Source organism: Brevundimonas sp. (genome assembly GCF_018608325.1).
Lineage (GTDB): Bacteria > Pseudomonadota > Alphaproteobacteria > Caulobacterales > Caulobacteraceae > Brevundimonas.
Genome location: NZ_JABAZW010000129.1, coordinates 56,336 through 59,377, shown reverse-complemented (window position 1 = coordinate 59,377; position 3,042 = coordinate 56,336). Strand labels below are relative to the sequence as shown.

The window sequence follows — 3,042 nt, the reverse complement described above, 5'->3', positions numbered from 1 at the left end:
GCAGAATGTTCTTCACGCAGACGCCAGAAGGCGGCGCGCTGGGCGTCGTTCTGGGCGATGGCGGCGTCGTTGATCAGGCCTTCCTCGAAGGCGACTTCCAAAAGACGCTCAAGCTGGGCTTCGGCGCCGCCCGGCGTACCTGAGGCGATCTCGATCAGGACGTACCAGTCGGGCGTCGAATCCAGCGGTTCGCGTGTGTCGGGGATGTTCTTGAGCACTAACTCCATGCCCAGACGCTTCATCAACTCGAAGGCCTCGACGCCGCCGCCGGTTTCGGCCTTGGCGCGGGCCAGCAGTTCGACCGAGGCCGCAGCGGTCTCCAGACCGACGATGGCCACGGCGCGAGACCGCATGATCGGGAACAGTTTCAGTGTGGCGGCGGTGACGACGCCCAGAGTGCCCTCGGCGCCGATCAACAGTTGCTTGAGGTCGTAGCCGGTGTTGTCCTTGCGCAGTCGCTTCAGGCCATTGAAGATTTCGCCGTTGGGCATGACCGCCTCGATGCCCAGCACCAGATCACGCATCATGCCGTAGCGCAGAACCTGGGTGCCGCCCGCATTGGTCGAGATGACGCCGCCGATGGTGGCCGAGCCTTCTGCGGCCAGACTTAGCGGGAAGTAACGGCCCGCCGCCGTCGCCGCCTGCTGGGCCTCCAGCAGGGTCAGCCCGGCCTCGACCGTCATGGCGTCGTCCAGCGGGGTCACGTCACGAACGGTGCGCATCTTGCGCGTGGACAGCAGGACTTCGCCAAAGGGAATCTGGCCGCCGACCAGGCCGGTGCCGCCGCCGTGGGGCGTGATGGCGACACCTTCGCGGGCGCAGATGGTCACGGCCTTCGCCGTTTCCTCGACCGAGCGGGGGGTCAGCAGGATCGGCGTATTGCCGGTCCAGCGGTTGCGCCATTCCGTCAGCGACGGGGCGATGACATCGGCGTCCTGGGTCCAGCCGCCCGGACCCAGCGCGGCCTTCAATTCATCGAGAACAGCGGAGGAGGGGGCGGTCGTGCTCATGGCCCCCTTTTGTCAGGCGTCGCCGTTCGTTGGAAGGCGTTTTCGCCGTCTTTGGTACGTGATTTGACCACGTCGCAAGGAGGACGTGAAAAGAGGGCGGGCGGCTTTAGCCGAAGGTGAAGGCGAAGATCTGGACGCCGGGGTCGAGGAACTCGATCTCGAAGGTATGTTCGCTGACGGGACCGGCCTGACGGATCAGTTGATACAGGCGCTCGCTGTCGACCTGACCATTGCCCTGAGCATCGATGTCGCTGCCAGAGTTCGGGCCGGGGACCACGCCGTCGATCAGAACGCGGAACCGGACCTTGGCGCCGCTCTGGCTGGGCCCCATGACCAGATGCAGGTCGCGGGCCTTGAAGCGGAAGGACAGGCGTCCACCTGCGGTTTGCAGGTCCGCGTGTTCGCGGGTCACACGCCAGCGACCCAGCAAGCTCCAGTCGTTGAGGCGAAGGGGGCTGGCGACGTAATCCTTAACCGTGTCAGCGGCCAGACCGCCGGGGGAGCGGAAATTCTCGGCGCGGGCATAGCCGATATAGGTTTCGGGCGAGGCGATCTGGTCCATGTCGGCGGCGGCCTCGGCGCCCTTGGCTTGAATCTGCACCACGCCGCTGGCGACATTGGCGGCGCCTGCTTCTCTCAGCAGTTGCTGGATGACCCGTTCGGAGCCGTCATAATCGCCTTCGCCGAAGTGGTGGTGGCGGATCTGGCCCTTGGCGTCGATGAAGTAGTGGGCAGGCCAGTAGTTGTTCCTGAACGCGCGCCAGATGGCGAAATCATTGTCCATGGCGACGGGATAGGTGACGCCCAGACGTTCGACCGCCTGACGGACATTGGCCTCTGACTTCTCGAAGGCGAACTCGGGCGTATGGACACCGATCACGACCAGACCCTGATCCTTGTACTTCTCAGCCCAGGCCCGGACGTAGGGAATGGAGCGCAGGCAGTTGATGCAGGAGTAGGTCCAGAAATCGACGACCACGACCTTGCCGCGCAATTGCTCAGTCGTGAGGGGCGCGGAGTTGATCCAGGTCACAGCCCCCGTCAACGGCGGCATGACGCCCTCGACCGGCAGATTGGCCAGATCGGTCGGCGCCTGGTTGGCCGGTGCGCCGCGTCCGATGGTGGCCAGAAGCGTCTGTTCGATCCGGCCCGTGCTGCCTGCCGACACGCGGGTCAGCAAGCCAGTGTCCAGGCCCAGAGCGATGGCGACGACGCCGATCAGCACCAGAGCGCCCAGACCCCGCCTGATCCATTCACCTGCGCCCAGCACGCCTTTCATGGCCTTGAACACACGCCCGCCGACCAGCAGCGCCAGCGCCAAAGACGTGGCGGCGCCGCCCGCATAGGCCAGCAGCAGGATGGTGGTCCCGACGCCTGCGCCCTGTAGCGCCGCGCCCGTCAGGATCACGCCCAGTATCGGCCCGGCGCAGGGCGCCCACAGCAGACCCGTCGCCACGCCCAGCAGCAGGGAGGCGCGGACGTCGCCCTGATCACCGGAATGCTGCTCCGCCCGCTCTGTCAGCCACGAGCCCATCGCCACGAAGGGACGCATCAGCCGGTCGCCGACGGCCGGTAGCAGCAGGCTGAGGCCCAACACCGCCATGACGGCCAACGCAATCCAGCGTCCGGCCTCATTGGCGCGCACCGCCCAGCCGCCGCCCAGCGCCGCCAGACTGGCCACGCCCGCAAAAGTCACGGCCATGCCGATCAACAGGGGGAAGCCGTTCCTGACGAATGGCTTGTCCGCCCGCGCGAAGACGAACGGCAAGACCGGCAATATGCAGGGGCTGACAATCGTCAGGGCCCCGGCGAGGTAGGACAGCAGGAACAGGATCATGGCGGCCGCCTGGTGCGATGTGACCCTTGAGATACGAACGCGGGGGGCATTTGGTTAGCCCTGGTCGCTGTTATTCCCAGATAGAAGCGCGAACAGGGGACGGACGGGCTAGACTTCCGGCTTCCGATCCCCGATTCGCAGAGCCATGACGATCCACGCCCCGCCGCCGGAAGGCGGCCGCATCATCGACGAGCC

At 66.0% G+C, this 3,042-nt stretch carries 2 protein-coding genes; both read right to left on the bottom strand.

Going from position 1 to position 3,042, the window contains the following annotated elements; all coding sequences use genetic code 11:
* The coding region (locus tag QZ281_RS12720) for an FAD-binding oxidoreductase (RefSeq protein WP_292228913.1) at positions 1-1,010 on the bottom strand (1,010 nt) is incomplete at its 3' end.
* Positions 1,011-1,116: 106 nt separating this feature from the next.
* Positions 1,117-2,847 carry a cytochrome c biogenesis protein DipZ gene (locus QZ281_RS12715; RefSeq protein WP_292228911.1) on the bottom strand — a complete coding sequence of 577 codons (1,731 nt, stop codon included), beginning with the start codon at positions 2,845-2,847 and terminating at the stop codon, positions 1,117-1,119.
* Positions 2,848-3,042: the final 195 nt, after the last annotated feature.